Annotated in this window: 9 protein-coding genes; 2 read left to right on the top strand and 7 right to left on the bottom strand. The window is 43.0% G+C overall.

All coding sequences use genetic code 11. The annotated features are described in order from the left end of the window. Positions 1 to 107: 107 nt before the first annotated feature. The 6 genes from RMY31_RS12980 to RMY31_RS12955 form a co-directional block, all read right to left on the bottom strand. Entirely contained in the window at positions 108 to 1,994 is a 1,887-nt protein-coding gene (locus RMY31_RS12980) for a hypothetical protein (RefSeq protein ID WP_322657604.1), read from the bottom strand. 49 nt (positions 1,995 to 2,043) lie between these two features. Then, positions 2,044 to 5,022 carry a type I polyketide synthase gene (locus tag RMY31_RS12975; RefSeq protein ID WP_322657605.1) on the bottom strand — a complete coding sequence of 993 codons (2,979 nt, stop codon included), beginning with the start codon at positions 5,020 to 5,022 and terminating at the stop codon, positions 2,044 to 2,046. Positions 5,023 to 5,300: 278 nt separating this feature from the next. Beyond that, positions 5,301 to 10,043, bottom strand: coding sequence for a type I polyketide synthase (locus RMY31_RS12970; protein ID WP_322657606.1), 4,743 nt, complete (start codon positions 10,041 to 10,043; stop codon positions 5,301 to 5,303). A gap of 280 nt (positions 10,044 to 10,323) precedes the next feature. Continuing rightward, positions 10,324 to 11,739, bottom strand: coding sequence for a hypothetical protein (locus RMY31_RS12965; RefSeq protein ID WP_322657607.1), 1,416 nt, complete (start codon positions 11,737 to 11,739; stop codon positions 10,324 to 10,326). Positions 11,740 to 11,819: 80 nt separating this feature from the next. After that, the gene (locus tag RMY31_RS12960; protein ID WP_322657608.1) at positions 11,820 to 12,119 is read right to left on the bottom strand and encodes an acyl carrier protein; all 300 of its coding nucleotides are present in this window, start codon (positions 12,117 to 12,119) and stop codon (positions 11,820 to 11,822) included. Between the two features lie 71 nt (positions 12,120 to 12,190). Continuing rightward, positions 12,191 to 14,005, bottom strand: a complete 1,815-nt coding sequence (locus RMY31_RS12955; protein ID WP_322657609.1) for a fatty acyl-AMP ligase — start codon at positions 14,003 to 14,005, stop codon at positions 12,191 to 12,193. A 1,067-nt stretch (positions 14,006 to 15,072) separates the two neighbouring features. Between RMY31_RS12955 and RMY31_RS12950 the strand changes: the two genes are divergently transcribed. Then, positions 15,073 to 16,626 (top strand): HlyD family efflux transporter periplasmic adaptor subunit, encoded by a 1,554-nt coding sequence (locus RMY31_RS12950; protein WP_322657610.1) that lies wholly within the window; start codon positions 15,073 to 15,075, stop codon positions 16,624 to 16,626. Between the two features lie 183 nt (positions 16,627 to 16,809). Here the strand turns inward: RMY31_RS12950 and RMY31_RS12945 are convergent, their stop codons facing one another. Continuing rightward, complete coding sequence (locus RMY31_RS12945; protein WP_322657649.1) at positions 16,810 to 19,041, bottom strand: ATP-dependent RecD-like DNA helicase; 2,232 nt, start codon at positions 19,039 to 19,041, stop codon at positions 16,810 to 16,812. A gap of 154 nt (positions 19,042 to 19,195) precedes the next feature. Between RMY31_RS12945 and topA the strand changes: the two genes are divergently transcribed. Continuing rightward, complete coding sequence (topA, locus tag RMY31_RS12940) at positions 19,196 to 21,358, top strand: type I DNA topoisomerase (RefSeq protein ID WP_322657611.1); 2,163 nt, start codon at positions 19,196 to 19,198, stop codon at positions 21,356 to 21,358. Positions 21,359 to 21,422: the final 64 nt, after the last annotated feature.

The raw sequence follows: 21,422 nt of genomic DNA, 5'->3' as shown, positions 1-21,422 counted from the left end.
AAGAGTTGGTTGTCAGTTGTTAGAGACGCGATTAATCGCGTCTGTACAATGGTCGGTTGTCAGTTGTTATTTTCCGCGTCCCCGCGTCTTCCTTGTCCCCATTGTCCCTAATTCCCAGAGGGGGCCTTAAGTTCCCCAATCCCCACTTTGAGGGAAGGGAAATGCTTGCCACCTAACTCGATTTGTCCCTGTTCAACTCCTGTTTTGATTCTGGAAATTAGATACTCTAAGTCTGAGGCGATAATATTTGTGCCATGATCTGGCTCGATCAGACTGGCTAGAGAAATATTGCTGCCATATTTGTTCGCTAAGTTGTATATACCTAAAAAGTTGAAGACTCCTGATTCATAGGTTCCGCAAGGGACTGACGGATTGTGGACTCCAGTGCAATACTCGTTATTATCTTTAAACCACTGAATTGATGGATAGCCATGAAAATGAACCATTGGCATCCCATTTTTAATCAGTTCTGGTGCGTACAAAGCAGCACCTAATGCGATCGCAACCATGACATAGATATCATAAGAGGGTTTGATATCGCCGACTACTGGATCGATGCCTTTTGGTAATTCGAGTAATAACCTATCTTGTAACCCAATTCGCAACACGTCGGTTTCTATATTCAAGTTTGTTTTATTGGAACCTGAACGAGAACTAATCAGCCAGATATCTGGTAACTGTTTAAAAACGTGTTTTTCCCCAATCCTGGTTTTGATATACCTTCTACCGATTTCGTTCTGACGCAGTTCATCAGGACTAAATCCTTCAATAGAAAACAGACTTTCCCACTCGCTTTCAGATATTTCTACCACACCTATATATTGTGGCGGTTCGGCGTAAGCAACAAAACCATAAGAAACGCCTGTTCTACCATTTGCCATCCAGTCTACAATATCTCGGTGGGACTTTCTTTTGATCGCATCATTAAATTTAAAACCAGAAGGCAGTAAATTTGTTGATGTCAACTCTTGACCCAATCTAACTAATTGTTTTGCATAGATAGACATTTGTGGCTCGTATTCACCAACCTCAAATCGACTCAGAGGCAATGGTTGAATTGGTACATAAATTTTAGGTATCAAAGACTTACGAACAAATTCATCAATTGACTCTACTGGAAATACCGAGTCTGAGAGATTCATATTGAGAATAGAAATCTTTGTAGAGGAAATCCCAATGACAATTTCAGAAAATGTTTTGATGAGAGTATTGATACCGATAGGAATTTTCTGTTGATAAGGGATTTTTGGATCGATAAACTTTTGATTGAGTTGCGTTAAAGCGATCGCTTGAGTATTTGTGGGGTCTTCAAGCGGTTGAATATTCTCTTCAGACCAACTGATAAGCTGCATAATTTTCGATGCAGATATCTGCCGATTTTTGAGAATCATTACAGAATATATTCGATAGAATATTTCTACTACAAATATTTTAACTCTGTCAAGTAAAGAAGGACTTTTTTCAACATAAAATAAGGCATTAACACTAGCTTTGACGACTCTAGTTGTAATATTTTTTTTCCAATTTATAAAAGGAATCGTAATTTCATAATTAAACTCTTTAGTTGCCTCCTCCCAAGGTAGAATCTGAACTTCATTATCTCGCAGCTTAGCTTCCAACTGTTCTCTAAACTGCAAAATTGTGTCTTCTTTGTATCCATTGGGCAAAGGTTTAAAAGTTACTTTTAGCTTCTGTGCCATAACTTTTGGCTCGATAACGGGAGGAATAAAACCTGTAACTTTACGGCAATAACCTCCAATTAACCGACCAATTGTCTGCAAACTAAGGTCTTGAGTTTTCCTTGCAGAACGATTGCTAGTGGTTCCGTTACTTGTTTGCAGAAACGACAAAATTTCTGTTTTGCGTTCGGCTAGCTCTGTGCGTAATTCTGGTGTGAGTAATCCCTTTGGAGAATTAATTTTGAGTTTACCATCATCAGCCCACAACTGAACACCTTGTTGCGTCAGATTTTCTACAATCTCAGATACGTTCATAGATTCAGAATCTCTCTTTTTCTATAGTTTTTCTAGAACAGCTTTGGCTTTAAAATTCAAACATTTCTGATTCAGAAGCTTCTAATTGTTTGGCTAAATGCTGTGAAAGCGACTCAATAGTGGGATAATGTACTAGCAGAAGCGGAGACACATCAAGTCCTAAAAATTGTTTGCCTGCGCTAGCAATGCCGATAGCTAGCACTGAATCTAAACCGTAGCTGTCGAAAGGTACTCGGACATTGATCTCTTCGGGTTTAACTCCGAGTTCTTTGGCAATTTGAACGACCAGCCAAGCTTGAATATCTGTCGCTGTCAGCAATTTGGGATTAATTTGCTGCATTGACGCTGCCTTTGATTGAGAAACTTCGGTTTGTGGCTGATATTGTTTTGTTAATAACTCAAACAGCCCAGGCAGTAAATTCAACTCCTCTTGCGAGAGTTCTTGCTTAATTTCTAACTGCTCGATCAGTTGTTTAATATTCAACTGACCAAGAAATTTCACCATAGAGGACTGTCCATTATTTTGAGAGAAGCTTTCAACTTTTCTGTTTGTATAATTACCATCCCCAAACCAATAGCGTTTTCGCTGCCAAGGGTAAGTTGGTAGTTGTATGCGTTGACGCAAGTAGTACCGATCAAAATTTAACCAGTTTATTTTTGCCCCACGCACATATAAAGTCGCTAAGCTTTCGAGTAACTGTTGCCATTCATCTTTCTCTGAATGCAGACTAGTGAGACAAACTTTTTCTGTCTTAGACAAGGGTTGCGATCGCTTGTCTGCAAATCCAACTTCCACTAATATTTCGTACCCCTGTTGAGCTAGAGTATCCATGCTGGCGGCAAAACTCACAGGTTGTCGCACTAGATAGCACCAATATTCGGGAGTAGCTACTTGGGTAGTAATTAATTCACCAGTCACAGAAGAAACTAAAGCAATTCGTGGTTGGGAGTAGATTACCTGTTTGGCAATACGCTCAAACTCCCTTGACACGGACTCCATCAGCAACTTCAAGCCATCTTCTAAGCTGAAAACTCCAGCTACACAAGCAGCAACATATTCTCCCACACCGTAACCCATGACTGCGGTGGGTTCTATGCCCCAGGATTTCCATAACTGGAAGAGAGCGTATTCTAAGGTAAATAAAGCAGGTTGGTAGTAAGCAATTTCATTGAAAGGAAGGTTTGTTTCTGGTTCAGAATATAGTATCTCCAGCAGAGATTGTTCTAGATAGGGATGCAAAATCTCATTGCAGCGGTCGAAAGCTTGCCGGAATTCTGGTTGGGTTTGGTAGAGTTGATGCCCTATTTTGAAAGACTGCGAGCCTCGATCTGTAAACAAAAAAGCGATTTTGGGCGGAACTGTGGCCTTTGCCTGAAATACTCCTGCTTCCCGTCCAGTACAGAAAGTTGCTAGTTTTTCGCAGAGTTCGGCAGATGAAGATGCTACCACACTTAACCGATGTTGGAAGTGCGATCGCCCGCTATTGGCAGTAAAACAAATATCTCCTAAGTCTAAGTCAGGGTTGGCAGTTAAGTGCTTCTCATATCGCTCGGCTAACTGAACTAGTGCCTCGTCTGTCTTGGCAGATAAAGTCAACAGGTGCATTGGATGCTCTATTGACTTTGTTATTGGTTCTGAAACCGGAGCAGCTTCCAGAACTACAAAAGCGTTAGTACCGCTAAAACCAAAGGCATTCACTCCCGCTAGCCGTTTTCCAGCAGGCCAAGGTATCAATTTTGTCGGCACTTTCACTGGTAATTCATCCCAGTTGACGTAAGGATTGGGTTGCTGAAAGTGCAAATGCGGTGGAATCTCACCGTGTTGCAAAGCGAGTGCGACCTTAATTAAACTCGCAACCCCAGAAGCTGGTTCTAAGTGACCAATGTTAGTTTTTACCGAACCAATTACCAAGGGTTGGTCTTGAGGACGATTGCCAAAAACTGTCCCTAAAGCTGCTAGTTCAATTGGTTCTCCGACAGATGTACCCGTACCTTGAACTTCTACATAGTCTACTTGGTTTGGTTCTACACCACCATTTTCTAAAGCTTGGCGAATTACGGCTTGCTGAGATGGGCCGTTAGGAGCAATCAAACTACTACTACGACCATTGTGATTAATCGCAGAACCTCGAATCACAGCCAAGATGTTGTCCTTGTCAGCCAAAGCGTCTGATAGGCGCTTGAGAACGATAACACCGCATCCTTCTCCTTTGACAAAGCCATTGGCAGCAGCGTCAAAAGTTTGACAGCGACCGTTGGGATTGAGCATCCGCGATTTCGAGAGAGCAATACTGGTGTCTGGCATCAGATTCAAACCTACTCCCCCAGCTAAAGCGAGATGAGATTCTCCTAAACGCAAACTCTGACAAGCCAAATGCACTGTTACTAAAGAAGAAGAACAGGATGTATCGATGGCCATAGTCGGGCCTTTTAGCCCTAAAGTATAAGATAAACGTCCAGCAGCTACAGCTAACGAGTTACCGATCGCACTAAAAGCATCAATCTGGGTTGGATCTCCGACTGCGGACATGACTTTGCTGTAGTCATTAAGATAAATGCCGATAAATACCCCAGTGGAACTGTTATACAAATTCTCTGGTGGCTGACTGGCATTTTCGAGAGCTTCCCAACTAACTTCTAGCAATAGTCGTTGCTGGGGGTCCATACTGACTGCTTCACGAGCGGAAATTCCGAAGAATTCAGGGTTAAAGGCATCGACTTGCGCCAAAAAACCACCTTTACGAGTACATATTTTCCCAGGAGTATCTGGATCTGGGTCGTAGTATTTCTCAATATCCCAACGCTCAGGCGGAACTTCTGTAATGGCATCAACCCCGTCACGCAACAGTTGCCAGAATGCTTCTGGATTGTCAGCTCCTCCAGGAAATCGGCAACCCATACCAATAATGGCTATTGGTTCTTTCTTGGCATACTCGATCGCATCAAGCTTGGCTTGCATATCGTCCAAAGCTAGTAGTGCGCGCTTGATGGGAGATACAGACTTTTCTGCTTCTGAATTTAAATTCATTGCTTCATTTGGGGGAGTGGGGCAAGGGAGCAGGGGGAGATAAAACTTCTGCCTTCTGCCTTCTTCTGTATCAGTACCGAATGTCACGCTCGAAAACGTGAAACTCTTGCTATGGCTGGGTGTAGGGGTATAGGGGTGTGGGGTGTAGGGGAAGAGTGTTGCTTTGCGAGTCTGATTACTTGGTTTTAATTCTTTTCCTTACACCCCTACACCCCTACACCCTTACACCCAAAAGCCAACCAAATTAAGGATTTGCGCTTTTCTTAGTGCCATTCGTATCAGTACCTCATGCTGTCCAATTTACTGAGCAACAATGCTTCAGCCTCACCGTCCGATAAACGATCTAAATTTGACTCAACTACATTTGGCTGTTGATGATTGCTGTTATCCAGCGTTGTAGCAGATTCATCACTAAATTCTGCCTTCATCACTTCTCGAACTAGATAATCTCCAAGGGCTGCAATTGTGGGATAGTCAAAGGCTAAAGTTGCAGGAATTGAGTACCCTAAACTGCTTTGGAGGAATTTTCTTAACTCCACAGCCATCAGCGAATCTATTCCTAAATCTAGTAAACCTTGTTGAATATCTACTTGCTCTGGCGAATCTAACCCTAGAAGTCTAGCAACTTCAGTGCAAATATGAGTAATTAATAAGTTGCGGCGATCGCTCGCAGGAGCAGCTTTTAATTGCTGTAAAAACGCTGGTTGCTGTGTTGCTGGTTGTTCCGATCCTACTTTGAAAGATTCCAGGAATGACGGTACTGCTGTCGGGAATTTTTCTAGAAATTTAGACCAATTAATTGGCAAAACTCCTACTTGAGCAGCATTTGGTGTGAGTAAATTTCCTAATATCTGCATTCCCTGCTCTAGCGGTATGGACTCCATTCCCTGTGCAGCTAATCTCGCCCGATCGCGATTATCGAGGCTAGCAGCCATGCCAGTGTTTTCCCAGGGCCCCCAGTTGATGCTTAATCCTGGTAAACCTAAATTTTGGCGATAGTGAGCTAAAGCATCCATAAAGGCATTAGCCGCTGCATAATTTCCTTGGCCTGGTGAGCCTAGCAATGAGGCGGCTGAAGAAAAACAAATAAAGAAATCTAGCGGTATCTCCTCGCTCAATACATGTAAATTCCAAGCGCCGTTCACCTTGGGAGACATGACTTTGACAAAACGGTTCCAATCTTGTTGCAGCAGAATGCCATCGTCGAGGACACCAGCAGTATGGATAATTCCGCGTAGAGGTGGCATTGCAGTTTGTATCTGCTCAAACATCCTAGCCATATCGTCATAATTGGCGACATCAGCACGAGCGACAATAATTTTAGCTCCTAAATGCTCCAGGCAAGCGATCGCTTCTTGTATTTGACTCGAAGCCCCTGTGCGTCCGGTGAGCAATAAGTTTCGCGCCCCATGCTCTACCATCCACTGGGCGACTTTTAGACCTAGTGCCCCTAATCCCCCAGTAATTAGATACGTGCAATCGTATTGCAGAGATACGGTTTGAGCTTCTGGTAGTTGGCTTGTGCCTAGACGAGCCACATAGCGCTGTTTTTGGCGAAAAGCTATCTGGTTTTCCCCTTGAGAATCGAAAATCTCTGTTAACAGATTTACTGCTGCATCTGCGGGGTTATCGGCTGCTAAATCTACTAGCCCTCCCCAGAATTCTGGATGTTCCAAGGCAATAACTTTTCCCAACCCCCATAAAGAAGCTTGAGCGACTCCCAAGGATGACGAGAATCCTGGTACTGCCTCCCTCGTCACTAACCACAAACGGGGTAAATGCCACGAACGAGCGGCGATCGCTTGTATTAGATTTAGAGTACTGCCACAACCAAGAATCTGAATCTTTTCTAGCGAAGAGGTGGTTAATTCTGCAATCAATCCTGTGTCTAAACTCCAGAGGTGAACAACTCCTCTTAACGGTAAATGTCGAGTTTCTGCTATCTCTTGCAATAGTCGCTCAAAATGACTGGGGTTGGATGGATTCAAACTCCAAGTTCCTGGCTCTTTTACTTGATAGGTGTCTCCAGCATAGACCAAAAAACTACTTTGACCGCGCTCTTGTAAGAGATGGGCTAGGGCTTGTCCTACACCTCCAATGTCAGCCAAGATTAACCAGCTACCTGATTCCTGTAAACCGATTTCTGTTAATTTGCGCGGTTTTGGCTGCCACTTAATTTCATAGAGCCAATCTTTGATTGATGCTGTTGATAGTTGCCGTTGGTGTTGTTTCACCAATACTTCTAACAGCTTGGGCAGTAATTCTATCTCTTGTGCTGAGAGTTCTGTTGCAGTTTTTACATATTGGGCTAGCTTTTGAGAATCTCCCTGATGCAAGAGATTGACAATAGTCGTTTGGACATTTTGTTGGGTTAAATGCCCATTTTCAGAGTTTTCCATCCAATAACGCTGGCGCTGAAATGGATATGTCGGCAATGCCATTTGCTGACGGAGATAGTCTCGATCAAAGCCAGTCCAGTCAACTGCTACCCCAGATACATACAATGTCCCCAAACTTTCCAGGAGTTGCTGCCAATCTTCGCACCCGGAACGCAGACTAGGAAGCCAAGCACTCACTCCTTCTGGTAAGCAATAACGACCCATTCCCAATAGTATCGGCTGGGGGCCAATCTCTAAAAATACCTTGAATCCCTTTTGATAAAGCGCCTCCATACTTGCGGCAAAGTTTACTGATTGCCGGATGTGACGACACCAATACTCAGGGTTAGCGATTTCGTCTGCAATCGGTTGACCTGTGACGTTGGAAATTAAGGTTATTTGAGGTGATGAGTAAGTAATTTCTTTGGCAACTTGCTCAAAGAATTTGAGCATTGGTTCCATTAAAGGAGAGTGGAAGGCATGAGAAACTCGTAACTTTTTCGATGCGATCGCTTGTACTTTTAAAATTTTACTGACTGCCTCTACAGCCTGAGTAGCACCGGAAATTACTATATTCTTGGGGCCGTTAATCGCGGCGATCGCTAAGTTTTGGCTATAGGGTTGAATAATTTTGGCTACTGTGGCTTCGTCTGCAAAAACTACTAGCATCTCGCCGTCTTGGGGCAATGCTTGCATCAAACGGGCGCGTTCGGCAATCAGTTTTAGACCATCTTCTAAGCTAAATACCCCTGCCACACAAGCAGCCGCATATTCACCGACGCTATGACCCATGACTGCCTCTGGCTTTATCCCCCAGGATTCCCATAACCGAAATAGCGCATATTCCAGAGCAAACAAAGCAGGTTGGGTGTAGGCAGTCTCATCTAATGGTGAAGACTGTTCCTCTTGGGGATAAAGAACTTCTAGTAGAGGCTGTTGGAGATAAGGATGTAGAATTTCGGCGCATTGGTCGAGTGCTTGGCGAAAAGTCGGTTGGGTTTCGTATAGTTGACGACCCATGCCTAGATATTGCGACCCTTGACCGGTGAATAAAAATGCTATTTTGGGAGGCTTGCGTTTGCTTACTTGCCCCGTAACGAGATGAGAAGTATGTTCTCCAGCGGCAAAAGCACTTAATTGTTGACACAACTGTTCAGTAGTTTTACTGTCAACAGCGAGGCGATGCTCGAAATGCGATCGCTTGGTCTTGGCTGTGAAGCAGACATCCCCTAGCGATACTTTTGGATGCGACGTTAGAAAATCTGCATACTCTTTTGCGAGTTCTACTAAAGCTGGGGCAGTTTTTGCAGATAAAGTCAAAATCTGCCGCGGGCGATCGACTTTACTAATCGCAGGTATTAAGAGTGGAGCTTCTTCCAAAATGATGTGGCAATTGGTACCACCAAAGCTAAAAGCACTGACTCCAGCTAAGCGGCTACTAGAACAAGACCAGGGCTGGCACTCAAGCGGTATAGAAAAGGGAGTCCCTTCTAAGGAAATATAAGGATTAAGCTGTTTTAAGTGCAGGTGAGGGGCAATTTCTCCTTGTTGCAGTTGTAAGACCACCTTGATCAGTCCAGCAACACCAGCTGCACCTTCTGAATGACCAATGTTGGTCTTGAGCGAACCAATCCAACAAGTTTGGTCTGAAGAACGTCCTTCCATCAGTACAGCTTTGAGGGATTTAACCTCAATCGGATCTCCTAAAGAAGTACCGGTGCCGTGGGCTTCTACATAGCTAATTTGCGCTGGAGTCACTCCCGCCAGTTCCAAAGCTTGACGAATCACTGCTTGTTGAGAAGGGCCATTCGGAGCTGTTAGTCCATTGCTCGTGCCATCTTGGTTAACAGCAGAGCTTTTGATCAGTGCTAGAATATTGTCTCCATCGTGCAAAGCATCTGCCAAACGTTTCAGCACGATTACGCCACAGCCCTCTCCTCGGACGTAACCATCAGCACTAGCATCAAAAGTCTTACAGCGGCCGTCAGCCGCCATCATCTGAGCTTGGGAGCAAGTGATAGTTGGCTCTGGAGACACCATCAGGTTGACTCCTCCAACTAAGCAGAGATTGGATTCCCGATTCCGCAAACTCTGACAAGCTAAATGCACTGCAACTAAGGATGAGGAACAAGCTGTATCTATGGCAATACTAGGGCCTCGTAGATTCAGTACGTAAGATAAACGATTGGCAGTAATACAAGGTGTAGTACCTGTAGCACTGTATGCACTGAGTCGGTATGAGTCTTTGTAGAGAAGTTTGTGATAGTCAGCATTGGTGATGCCAATAAATACCCCAGTCTGACTACCAGCCAGAGTTGCAGGAACAAGACCAGCATTTTCTAGAGCTTCCCAGGCTACCTCTAATACTAGTCTTTGTTGGGGATCCATATGCTCCGCTTCGCGCGCGGAAATGCCAAAAAAGCTGGGATCGAATCGATCAATCTGTTCCAAAAAGCCACCCCAACGAGTGTTCATTTTTCCTGGGATAGCTGGCTGTGGTTCATAAAAGGCGTTGATATCCCATCGTTCTGGTGGTACCTCTGTGATGGCATCTACACCATTACGTAATAGCTGCCAGAAGGATTCAGGATTTTTCGCTTTGGGAAAACGGCAACCAATACCAATAATTGCAATGGGTTCCATCAAAATAATTTGCCCAATTGATTAGTGATGACTGTTGAGTGTAAGAATTGATTGTCTAGTGATGCGCCAAAGGAACTTTGTATGGTGACAAGCAAAGGGAGAAAAGAGAGTTATTGTTGGTTACTTCTTCTCTCCCACTACTTGCCCTTACTGTACTAACTACTTGTAGTTCATCGGATTAAATTTGATGGGTAAAAGAACGAACTACGAAGATACGAAGTACGCGAAGGAAGAGAAATGAAAAATTTATCCAACCCCTCAAAATTAATGGGACAGACCACTAGGTTTCCTGATTAAGAACTGATTGGGAGAATTGTTTAAAGGTCTTGAGATTGTTTTGCAGTGCTTTACTAATTGAGCCGCCTGCGGCCATGATGCTCATTTCACGGTTTATCTTCCATTGGTAGTCTAGGCGACTGAATAATCTTTGCATCAATTCTAAGAGACTTTGATGATATTTGAGTCCTACATGAAAACCTTCGTGTTCTTGACAGAAAGACTTTTCCATCCAATCAAGCGCTTCTTTTGTTTCCATCCCAAATAAAGGAGATTTTAACAGTTTGTAGTAAAAGAGCATTAGCATCGGGTCATCAGCAACACAACGACCGGGTAATACTCCAGACAGACCGCTTAAAAGGTTGCATTGTGTCATGTAAACTATCAAACCAGAGATGAATTTCTCGTAAGCAGTTGGCTTCGGGAAATCCTTATACATCTCTTTGGCAATTGTTTGGGAAATTGTCGTATGGAAAGCTTCGTCCATTAAGTGATAGTAGGAGACGGCTGTTGGGGTTGGAATATACTCGCCTTTTTGCTCTAATTCTCGGTAATATCTCACATAAGGATATTCTTGGTTTTTGAGAATGGCATTAGCCGTGTAGCGCATGGAATAATACTGACAGGCCATAAACGGCGAGGTTCCCCAATGAATAGTGAAGAATTTCAACCAATAACGCGGTCCAATTCGCCCTCCAAGACCATCTGATGGTGCGGGAATCGGCTCGCCTTTTTCTTCTAAGTCTTTCAAATACTGAGAATAATACTGTTTTTTATCCCTCAGCATTGTCTTAGCGATCGCGCTTAAGGTATTGTCTCGGTATGTCCCAAAGGGAGAAGTCCCCTGGCTTGAGTTGAAGAACTCCCGCAGAGGCTGAGGAATTAAGTGTTTTTGCCAACTACTATTATCTTGCTCGGATTTACCATAAAGAGAATTACCCAATATGGTTTTACCGACAATAGCCATTTTTGTTTTGAAACCAATTCTTTGAAAAGTGCGAATATGGTAGCTTTCTTGCTCGGTTTCAAAATCTAGTTCTCGACAAAGTGTTTCATAATTACCAACAGCGCGAAACACACCAGACGTTACCATATTGTAAATACTTGTAGTTGCTTCACTAACAGCAGTATGGTTGTAGTTTCCGACCCAATACAGATGGTTGAGAGCTAGTTTTTGTGAGGTAGAAGCAGCATCATAAATGGGAGTACCATACAAAAGTGAAAGCTCAGGATTGCTCCAATAATAATTGCTGTTGTTAGCGTAGCTAAATTCGTTACCTAAGTCTCTAATTTTTTCGGTATAGTCTGACTTAGCGTTGTTCTGATAAGTTTTCTCGATGAGTTGGAAGTGTCTTGGCTCCTGTAGTTTTGGCAAGGTAGAAGATTGTTTTGGAGCTAGAGCCTTGTTGAAGGTTACCATAATTTTCCACTAAAAGTATTACTGAGAAGACTATTTTTTCTAATTTTTTTGGCGCTTAACTTGAGAAACTGAAATTAAGATTAACTCTTGAGTTCTGAGTTTAAATGCTGAACTAAAGCTTCAACAGTTGGGTAATCATACAGTAGGGTTGGATTGATTTCTCGTCCCAACCAGTCTTCTAGATCGCCTGTCAAACCAACTGCTGCTGAAGAATCTAAACCGTAGCGGTCAAAAGGTATTGTCACGTCTATTTCTTCTGCATCTACTTCTAGCAATTCAGCTATATAAGAAACTATCCATGTTTGAATTTCTGCTGCTGTTGGTATTTGCTGAGGTGCAATTGTTGATGTGGTACTAACTTCAAGATTCTGCATTGTCATTGTTTAGTCCTTCGGATGAATGAGTATGTTTCTAGGATGAACAAGTTATTCTAGAGTAGGATTCTTGTTCATCATTGTTTAGTAGTTGTTAGTTGCTGAAGAACAGAATCAACGTCAGATTGGAGATGGATAAATTTAGCTTTATTCTGCGGATTTTCACTCCAATCCTCTACAACATCTAAGCTTCCAGAAAGAAATGCGCTTCGACAGGCTTGACGGCGAATCTTACCACTGGAAGTTTTGGGAATGCTTCCAGTTTTGACGAGAACCGTAGCAAAAATTTCTAGTCCGTGTTGTGCGACTACTGCTTGTCTAATACTGCCGACAACTTCTAGAACGTTTAACTTCCGTAAGTAACTCCGCTCTACTTCTTGAACAATAACTAATCGTTCAGAACCCTTAAAGTCTATGGAAAATGCAGCTCCACAACCGATTCTTAGGGCTGGATGGCTCTTCTCAACAGTCAGTTCAATATCTTGGGGATAATGATTTTGTCCTCTGATGATAATTACATCTTTGATTCGCCCTGTGATAAACAATTCGCCATTTTGCAAAAATCCTAAATCTCCAGTGCGAAGAAATGGTCCTTGATGGCTATCTGCTAAATAGGCATCGAAAGCTTTCTCTGTCTCCTCAGTTCGATTCCAGTAACCTTGAGCAACACTTGAACTAGCTACCCAAATTTCTCCGACTTGCTCAGGAGTACAGATTGTTAAGGATTCGGGATTGACAATAATCACTTGATAATCTGGAGGAATTTGTCCACAACCGACAATTTTTCGGGTATCTGTGCCTGACTTTTTAGCCTTGACGATTCGATTTTGCTCTAATGCAGCTCCGTCTATGTTGTAAGTAATTGGTAAAGCTGTTTTCTCGCCTCCAGATACTATGAGAGTGGTTTCTGCCATACCGTAGCAAGGGTAAAATGCTTCTTTGCGAAAACCACAAGGTGCAAAAGTAGAAGCAAATTCTTCCAGTGTCTCGGCACGGACTGGTTCGGCACCGGTAAAAGCAACTTCCCAACTGCTGAGATCGAGATTCTCTAGTTGTTCGGGAGTCACTTTACGAACGCAAAGGTCATAAGCAAAATTTGGCCCGCCGCTAGTTGTAGCTTTGTAGCGAGATATTGCTTGCAACCATCGGATTGGCTTTTGGAGAAAGTCTACCGATGCCATCAGCACAACAGGGACACCACCATAAAGAGGTTGTAAAATTCCACCGATTAACCCCATGTCATGATAGGGAGGTAACCAAATCATGCCTTTGCTATTAGGTGTGTGCCCGAATAATTTGTGGATTGTAACTGAGTTGTGCAGCAGGTTGCCATGACTGACCATGACTCCTTTAGGATTGCCTGTAGAACCAGAGGTGTATTGGAGGAAAGCTAGGGTATCGGAATATAGTTCCTGTGGTTGCCATGCTTGTGCTAGGTCGTTACTCAATTTATCAGTAGCTAGCCAATGCAATCCAGAAATTTCTAAACTTTCTTGCTTGGAGCTATTCTGGAGTTTATCGAACAAAGATGTAGAAGTCAGTATAACCTTGGGTTGGGCATCTTGGGCGATCGCTTGCAATCTAGATAAATTTTGATTTTGTCTGGGTGGATAGGCAGGAACAGCAATTACCCCAGCATATAAACATCCTAAGAAGGCAGCGATGAATTCTAAACCAGGTTGATAAAGTAGTAAAGCACGTTCGCCAGCAGCATTCAGAGATTGGAGAGATGCAGCAATTGCTTGAGAGCGCAAATGTAGTTCTCCATATGTCAACTTTTCTGCTTCTGTCTCTCCACTCTTCAAAAATGTATACGCTGTTTGGTCAAATTGATTTCGTGCCCTGTAACTGAGTACATCGACTAAATTTGAGAAGTGATACTCGCTATTCATTTGATGTTCCTTACTATTGACTAATGACTGTACGGGCGCTGCGGCCTTGCACCCCTTGTGACTGATGACTGTCTATTTGGGTGAATGTGCTGTAATTTTTTCGGCTTAACAGTTTAATACGAGTTTTAGAGAAGTCTGTTTTCTTCTGTGTCTATTTGAGAAATAGACATTTTTAAGACATCTCAAAAATTCGTTATTCAATTTCAGAAATTTCAAGGGAGTAAAACCAGGCGATCGCGTCGTTTTGCTAGCAATACTTAAGTGGCATAGTTAATTTACAAAAATGATACGAAAAACCCATCTAACTAAGCCGTTAATCTCCACATTACAACATTTCGTTCGTTTATGTAAAGTCGATTGGCGAGAACTCTCTGAGTGATGGATATTCGTGGTGTGCGCTACAACATTATTTCTCACCATACTCAAAGATTTATAAGCCGCAAATGTTGATTTGATTTGCTTTAATAAACCTGTTTTTTAGGTTTGCCTAAAACGTCGGAGTGTCGAGCGCATTTATATAGTGTAATCAATATTCTTAACTAAGTAAAGATTCATAATCTTTCCCATGTGGAGCGAATTCATCATCTATACTGTCATGATTTGTTTAATGCTGAAGCGAATTTCCATATCTGAATTGGCTTCTTCATCATCATTTATTAATAGCCTCGAAATACAAAAATTCTAAACGTAGGCTACATAAATAAAATATATTCTGTCTATCATCCTTAAGATAGAGTTATTCATATCATCCGATTTTACAACAGGTTTTATATCCCCGCCTATAGGGAAAGTCTTCAAGTCCGAAAATTTAATGTTCACAAAAGTTGCATATCTATTGTTGATTAGAAGATTCCTTTGTTACTATCTCTTCAACCTTATATTTAAGTTTTTACATTTTTCCGACTTAAAGAGTATTTAGTGGTTTGTGGCATATAGATTCTAGAAGATATCTATTTTTAGATTAGGTAAATGCAATACTAATTAGCTTTATACCCATTACTCTCAATTGTTCAAATTATTGATTACAAGACTAAAGACTTATTAGTGCCTCATAAAAATTTACAATTATGACTATTAACAATGGCAATAACAAATCTAAAAATCATAGAAATTGGTCTTCTTCAAAATCCTTTCTCACATCTTTCGCACCTTCGCCATCTCCGTCACCTGCATCTCAAAGAAGTCTTCCTAAAATTGAGCAGCCTGTTATTTTTCAACAATCTCGCTTTTGGTCACAAGCAATTCTTTGGGGTTTGATAAGTGTCTCAACTGGTGCAATTATCTGGGCAAACGTTGCCCAGTTTGAAGAAGCAGTATCTGCACAGGGTAAACTAGAACCCTCTAGTACTGTTAAAGAAATACAGCTTCCTGTTGGTGGTGTAGTCAAAGAAATTTATGTTGAAGATGGACAGCACATTAAGGCAGGGGAAAAGCTGCTGAGCCTCGATCCAACAACTACTAATGCTCAACTTGATTCTTTAAATAAAATTCATTCGTCTTTAGTCCAGGAAAATCAATTTTATCAAGCTCAAATTCAAGGTGATACTGCTGTTAATGTTATCTCTGTAAAAATTTCTAGTCTCATGCTTGACCTGACTAAGAGTCGAACGGCTCTAGTTGCAGAAAATCAAATATATCGTGCCCAATTAAATGGCACAGCTTTTACCAGTAGCCTCACCAGAGAACAACGAGAACGCTTATTATCAACTCAAGCTGAACTCCATGCACGGGTGATGGCTGCGAGGATGGAAATTAACCAATTAAGTCACCAACTTAACCAAACTGATATTAAACTGGCTTCAACTCAAGACACCTTAGCCATGAATATTGGTATTTTGGACAAACTTACTCTATTAATGAAAGATGGAGCTATTTCCCAAATTCAATATATCAAACAACAAGAAGAAGTGAGAAATGCTCGAAGTGAAATTGACCAGCTGAGCCAAGAACGCTTTCGTCTGCAATCTGCCATAAGTCAAGCACAAGCCAAATTACAAAATACCGTAGCTGTTTCCCGTAAAGATTGGCTAACCCAGATTGCAGAAAATAACAAAAAGATTGCCGAAATTGATTCTCAACTGACTAAAACAATACTAGAAAATAATAAAAAACTTGCGGACATTGATGGTCAGTTAAGTCAAATAAAAATGAATTTGAAATATCAGGAACTCATTGCCCCAGTTGATGGGACAATCTTTGAACTAAAAGCCCATAGTCCTGGATTTGTGGTAACTTCCAGCGAACCAATTCTCAAAGTCGTTCCTAACGATACACTCATCGCAAAAGTGTATATCACTAATAAAGATATTGGATTTGTCAAGGAGGGAATGACGGTAGATGTCAGAATTGATTCGTTTCCCTTGAGCGAGTTTGGAGATATTAAAGGTAAATTAGTTTGGATTGGTTCTGATTCTTTACCACCAGATCAAATTTATCCCTTTTATAGATTCCCGGCGAAGGTGCAACTTAATAGTCAGCAGTTAAATGTTTCAGGACGCAATATTATGTTGCAGTCGGGGATGGGAGTAAGTACGAATATTAAGATTCGGGAACGCACGGTTATGTCAATTTTCACTGATATGTTTACTTCATCGGTGGAGAGTCTGAAGACTGTAAGGTAACTGGTTTGTGGGTGTAGGAGGAATGGCACTAAGAAAAGCTAAAAGCTACGACAGGCAAAGAGGATCTTCTGTAATTAGCTAACTATCTTTCTCCAAAGAACACTTTACTGCATCATGAAAAATGTCCTTCGCTGCCATAGATTACCGAACACTTGAATTTTCATTATGATTAGACTTTAGATTTCATGACATTAGCCTCTGTTGCAACCGTGTGTAACGCTGCCTGTCATCGGTAGAGCGTACAGCTAGGGATATTGCTTTTTTGGAACCAATAACAATTGCCAGCTTCTTGGCACGAGTTAAACCAGTATAGAACAGGTTGCGCGAGAGCATCATATAATGTTGCATGTACAGTGGCAGTATCACCACTGGGTACTCTGAGCCTTGGCTTTTGTGAATTGTGGTAGCGAATGCCAGTGAGATTTCGTTGAGGTCTGCGTAATCATAAATCACACTGCGCTCGCCATACTGCACCACAACTTCTTGCTCTACGGTATCAATGGTACTGATAATTCCCAAATCACCGTTGAATACTTCCCGATTGTAGTCGTTAGTTAGTTGAATTATGCGATCGCCTACACGCATTAAACTACCACCCCTGGTGATTTCAACCTTGTCAGGACTGGGAGGGTTAATTAGCTGCTGCAATACCCTGTTCAAGTTGCGAGTACCGAGCGCTCCGCGTGTCATGGGACAAAGCACTTGCACATCGGTAGCTGGATTAAACCCTAAGCGAGGTATCAAGTCTGTTATCAACTCGCAGATCGCTTGTACACCATGTTCCGGCTCAAATCCTCCACCATGCCACAGGCAATCAGACACAGGATTATCTGAAATTGTCTCCATCGTGGGATACTGCCCTCGGTTAATCTGGTGCGCGGCGACGACAACTGCACTTTGTTGGGCTTGCCTAAATACCTGAGTTAACCGCACCACTGGCACTCGTCCAGAATTAATCAGGTCGGCAAGTACCTGACCGGGGCCTACTGAGGGCAGCTGGTCAATATCTCCGACTAATAATAACTGTGCGCCTGCTGCTACAGCTTTGACCAAGGAGTACGCTAGGAATAAATCCAGCATACTTGCTTCATCAGCAATTATTGCTGTGTGTGGCAAAGGATTCTCGTTGTCGCACTTAAAACCCATTGTCTTAGGTTCAAATTCCAGCAAGCGATGTATCGTTTTCGCTTCTAGTCCAGTCATTTCACTTAGTCTTTGAGCAGCTCTCCCCGTTGGTGCAGCCAAAGCAATGGATTTCCCCATCGCTTTCCATAAGCTGACGATGGTGTGAGTGGTGAAAGTTTTACCGCAACCAGGGCCGCCTGTCAAAACCATGACATGAGAATAAGCTGCTATCTCCACTGCTTGCCGCTGCTGTTCTGAAAGCTGAATCTTGTGAGCTTTTGTAAAACGCTCAAGCCAAGCACGAACACGAGGTATGTCTTGTCCTATCGGCTGACTTAAGCGCCCAGATATCAATTGTGCTAGGTTCTGCTCAGCGTGAAAGTAAGTCGGTTTGTAGCACAGCAGCGTTTGCTCTGGGGTTTTCTCCCTGATTAAGTCATCCCTCAGTGCCATGTCTTTGATGGTTTGAGCGATGCCAGATTCTGAGGGCTGGTGAGATTCAGTAGTCAGTAGTTTGATTGCCGACTCAATCAGTTCCGGTTCTGGCAAGTAACAGTGACCATCTTCCGCTGCTTCACTCAAAGCGTGGATTAGCCCCGCGCAGTATCTAAATTGGCTATCAGAAGCAATTCCCACATTCCGAGCTATCTTGTCCGCAGTCAGAAAACCAATGCCGTAGATGTCGGCTGCTAGCTGATAAGGGTTTTCTGTAACTTTTGCGATCGCCTTATCTCCATATTGCTTATAAATCTTCACCGCGTATGTAGTGGAAACTCCATGCCCTTGCAAAAACACCATGACTTCCTTGATGGCTTTTTGGGTTTCCCAGGCATTTTTGATGAAATTGATGCGCTTTTTGGCAATGCCTTGGACTTCAATCAGCCGCTCAATCTGGTTTTCGATGATTTCCAGGGTTTCTAAACCAAAGTGTGCAACGATGCGCTTGGCTGTGACTGGGCCAACACCTTTAATGAGTCCACTGCCCAAATATTTCTCAATGCCTGTGAGAGTAGCTGGTTTGGTTTCCCTGTAATTGACGACTTGGAACTGTGGCCCGTACTGGGGACGATCGCGCCAGAAACCTGTAAGTTGAAGTGTCTGCCCTGGCTGGATATTGGCAAAGCTACCAGTAATTGTGGTGAGGTCTTTCACACCAAGGCGCACCAGCCGAGCTACGGTGTAGCCCGATTCTTCTGAGTAAAAGGTTAGGCGTTCCACCACTCCAGTGATGGTTTCGTATTCAGGAGACGCATTTATTTGTTGCGCTTGATGGACTGGGGGAGTGGACATTGGTTTGTTAGAAAATGCCACAAAGAGTTATCGAAAAGTTATACCTTGAAAGTAGCAAGAGTGTAGATATTATAGTACATAAATACTATAATGCACTATACAATTGTCCACTGTAATAAAGCATCTAATATAAAACATTCAAAAAGCAGGTGTCATGCCCAAACGCCTTCTTGTAGTCGAATCCCCTGGGAAAGTCAAAAAACTCAGTCAAATCCTCGGTTCAGATTGGATTGTTCGCGCCAGTTGTGGGCACATTCGGGAACTGAGCAATTCTGGCGATGATTCGCTGGGCTTCAGCATGGATGGCGGCAGTGTGCGATGCAACTATGTCCCTCGCGATCAACGTTCCAAAGAAACCATTCAGAAACTCAAAGCCGCAGTCAAACAGGTTGATGAAGTAGTCTTGGCAACAGACCCAGATCGGGAAGGTGAAACCATCGCTTGGCATCTTCAGGAAGTGCTAGGGCTGAGAGAACCCAAACGAGTTGTTTATACGGAAATTACGGCATCGGCGGTTAGGAATGCGATCGCTAATTCCAGAAAACTCGATTTCAATTTGGTTGGTGCGGGACTGTGCCGAGATTGCCTGGACAAACTTGTGGGTTACAAGGGCAGTCCTTTAGTTTGGGCTTTGAACAACGGAGCAAAAAGTGTTGGCAGAGTCCAAAGTGCCACATTACATCTGGTCTGCCAGCGAGAGAGGGAAATTCAAACCTTTGTTCCCCAAGACTACTGGAATGTCTGGGTAGATTATGCTGAGGGATTCCGTGCTTTTTACAAAGGAACGGCTAATTCTGTTTTGGATGCTCCAGAGCAAGAAACTGAAACTAATGATGATGCAGCAGGTAATAGTAAACAAGTACCAGAATCGAAGCGTGTTTTGTCTGAAGCAGAGGCAACACGATTAGTCGAAGAAGCACGGCGGTATCCTCACCAAGTTGTCCTCTTTGAGGGGAAAACTGTTCATCGCCAACCACCTCCACCTTTTACTACCTCCACCCTCCAACAAGCAGCCGGTTCTAAGTTGAGGTTTTCTCCAGATAAAACTATGCAGGTTGCCCAAAAACTGTATGAGGCTGGGTTAATCACTTATATGCGAACAGATTCAGTGATGTTGAGTCCGGAATTTTGTGCCAGCGCCCGTAAGTGGTTGGAGCAAAATGACCCGCAGAATGTGCCGCAGCAATTAGCAAAACACCGCAGCAACAAATCGGCTCAGGAAGCCCACGAAGCGATTCGTCCCACAGATGTTTTTCGTCCCTCAGTCCAGTTGCGGGAAGAAATTTCGGCTGATGAGTTCAATCTGTACGTGATGATTTGGAAACGAGCGATCGCATCTCAATGTCGCCCTGCTCAACTCCGTAAGACTCAGGTGATCGCCCAGTCTGGAAATCTATTATGGCAAGCAAGAGGACAGGTGATTGAGTTCTACGGTTATGCTCGGTACTGGAATAATCTCAGTAAAGATTCAATTTTGCCTACTTTACAACAGGGACAGGCTTTAACTCTGAAGAATGCAGCACATGAGAAAAAACAAACTCAACCGCCACCACGATACAGTGAACCAAAGCTGGTACAACTGATGGAGCGTAAAGGGATTGGTCGTCCCAGTACCTATGCCCCCACTGTCGCCACCCTCAAAAAGCGGGATTACGTACAGTTGGCAAAGGATCATCTTCAGCCAACAGCGTTGGGGTTAGAAGTTGATGAATTTTTGCAGAAGGCATTACCCGATCTACTAGAGGCAGAATTTACAGCGAAGATGGAGGATGCCCTCGATGCGATCGCCCTTGGGAAACACTCTTGGCAGCAATACTTGATAACCTGGAATCAGGATTACTTTGCACCAGCTTTATTAAAGGCAAAAACTGTAGTGGTTAGTTCAACACAGCAAACCAAAGCTTCTCCAGTTGAACGCAAATATGAAACTTCTAGAACTCGTTGCCCTGAGTGCAACAACTTTCTCGCTAAAATCAAGAGCAGTAAAGTTAAGAAAAAATACTTTCTCAAGTGCATCAGTGGCTGTGAAAATGTCGTGCTGTTTTGGAGCGACCTAAACAAAACTTGGGAACCACCTCGGACTCAGACCGTAAGGAGCGAAAATTCTCCAAAGTCTGCTACCAAGCTAAGTTCGTATCCCTGCCCAGTATGCAAAGAACCTTTGTCAGAGTACAGCTACCTCAAGGATGGTCAGAGTAAAACCATGCTGCGGTGTTCTACTAAAGAATCCTGGAAGGACAAGAAACATAAAGATGTGGCTTACTTCAGTACGCAAAAAGGGTGGTGGAGTCCCAAGTTTGGTGAGTTAAATTGTTAATTTGTTTTTTTATCATAAAACCAGTCTGTACAAAAGCAATAGACCTATCCGAAATATAAATTTG

Source organism: Dendronalium sp. ChiSLP03b, from assembly GCF_034531165.2.
Classification (GTDB): Bacteria; Cyanobacteriota; Cyanobacteriia; order Cyanobacteriales; family Nostocaceae; genus Dendronalium; species Dendronalium minutum.
The sequence above is the reverse complement of the archived record's forward strand: the minus strand, read 5'-3'. Positions and strand labels throughout refer to the sequence as shown.